Source organism: Acidaminobacter sp. JC074 (genome assembly GCF_022496765.1).
GTDB lineage: Bacteria > Bacillota > Clostridia > Peptostreptococcales > Acidaminobacteraceae > JABXKX01.
Genome location: NZ_VANV01000064.1, coordinates 1 through 1,650, shown reverse-complemented (window position 1 = coordinate 1,650; position 1,650 = coordinate 1). Strand labels below are relative to the sequence as shown.

The 1,650-nt window shown below is 36.1% G+C and carries 1 pseudogene; it reads right to left on the bottom strand.

Annotated elements, in window-relative coordinates:
* Nucleotides 1-27: 27 nt before the first annotated feature.
* Nucleotides 28-1,571 (bottom strand): annotated as a pseudogene (locus EZV73_RS28205) (IS3 family transposase).
* Between the last annotated feature and the right edge of the window lie 79 nt (nt 1,572-1,650).

Genomic DNA, 1,650 nt, shown 5'->3' with positions numbered 1-1,650 from the left:
CGCTGTTTGTCAACTATGTTGTCGTGATTAACTGCTTTTAACTATACTTTTATCTTCTTTCTCCGGATTTAGATAAACTGTGTTATTTAAGTTCCAGTTTCTCGTTGGACCGCTCCATCGATTTGGGTTTTTAAGCTTTGCTGCTTCATAAACAGCTTTACGATTGTCCATTATTACTTTTGATAGACCATTGTGTCTTTCATTAGGTGTTATGAACTTTAAACTGCTATGACGATGTTCTCTATTATAATAATTTGAAAATTGTAGTACCCAAGCTCGTGCATCCGATATTGCATCGAATCCATTATATGGAAACGTCGGCATGTACTTCACCGTCTTGAAAAAGGATTCAATAAATGCATTGTCATTACTTACTCTAGGTCTACTATTTGATGGTACTATTCCTAACTCATAGAGCGTTGTTAGTAATGATGATCCTTTCATAGGACTACCGTTATCTGAGTGCAAAACTAAAGGTTGTAACAGTGGAGATATTTGTTCTGAGAGGCAAGCTTTTCGAACTAGTTCGCTTGCTTTTTCTGAGCTTTCATACTCCCAAATTTCCCAACCTATTATCTTTCTGCTAAAGAGATCGATAATAAGATATAAATAGTAGTAAATACCTTTCGCTGGACCTGGTAACCACGTTATGTCCCACATCCAAACTTGATTGGGGCCTGTAGCACTATGAGTCGTAACATAACGCTTTACTGRGGCCTTTGATTTGCCTCGATGATTATTTTGTTTATGTTCTCTTAAAACTCGATAGAAACTTGATTCTGAGGCTATATAAGTTCCTTCATCGGCTAATCTTGGTACCACTTGTGATGGTGGAAGATTCTGATATTCTTCCTGATTCATCGTTTTAATGATTTTAGTTTTTTCTGCTTCTGTCAGTTTGTTTGCAGGAACCGGCCTTGTGGCTTCTGGACGTTTATCTCTTGTTTCAGCACCTTCTTCACGCCAACGTTGTAATGTTCGTTCACTTATTCCAACGACTTCACAAGCTTTGAATTGACGTGCACCTGAGGTAATTGCTTCATCTATGATTTCGATTATTTTTATGCGATCTGAAGCTGTTGTTAATCGTCCTCTTCCGAATTCCAAATCGCATTCATCTTTTTTCTAAGAACCAATAATGCTGCGGTTTCAGCTAAAGCTTTTTCCTTACGTTCTAGTTCTTTTTGAAGTTGTTTTAGCTTTGCATCTTTTAATTTGATTTCTTCTTTTGCTTTGGTTTCGGATTCAGTTTTACCAGTTATAAACATAGTCTTCCAGGACTTTATTTCATCTACATAAAGACCTTTTTGACGACAGTACTCTGATAGTTCTTCTTCATTTAAAGAAGCAGTTTCAATGATGATATTTAACTTCACTTCATTTGAATATTTCTCTTTACTATTCTTAGAGTTCTGAATAACAGATCCATTGGCTTTTGCAACTCTCTTCCATTTGTAAAGAGTTTGCTCACAAATACCATGCTTATCTGAAAGTTCTTTCACTGGTACATTGTTTGGTGGTAACATGTCCTTTATAATTTTTTCCTTTAATTCTGGACTGTATCTTGGCATCGAGTATCTCCTTTTACTTATGTCTATTAACTAGCATATAGTAAAACCATCCTCCCGACAACTATCCTAACATATAGGG